Here is a 273-nt window from a genome sequence, read left to right as displayed (position 1 = left end):
CTTTCAGAGTGTTATGAGATACATCTGTATCGTAATGGCAACCTGGACAGTGTGGATGTGCATGTGGAGCTGAAGGCTGAGCATCAGCACCTCAATGATGAACAACAGAAAGCCGTCTCCAGCGAACTGAGCAGGCACATCAAGACGTATATCGGGATCAGCTCGCGTATCGTTTTGCAGCCGCTGCATTCGATCAAGCGGTCTGAGGGAAAGGCATGCCATGTGATGGATCGTCGCCCTAAAGCATGACTGCTGCACCTTTTTGGCCCCGCA

General features: G+C 51.6%; 1 protein-coding gene. It reads left to right on the top strand.

The genetic code is table 11. The features are described from left to right. Nucleotides 1-249: acyl-CoA synthetase family protein (locus ACKX14_RS15815; protein ID WP_479685983.1), on the top strand; the 249-nt coding region annotated here is incomplete at its 5' end. Nucleotides 250-273 lie beyond the last annotated feature (24 nt).

The organism is Thermorhabdus hydrogeniformans, from assembly GCF_049310025.1.
Taxonomy (GTDB): domain Bacteria; phylum Bacillota; class Thermosediminibacteria; order Thermosediminibacterales; family Tepidanaerobacteraceae; genus JBJYKD01.
This window is presented reverse-complemented; position numbering and strand designations above follow the sequence as displayed.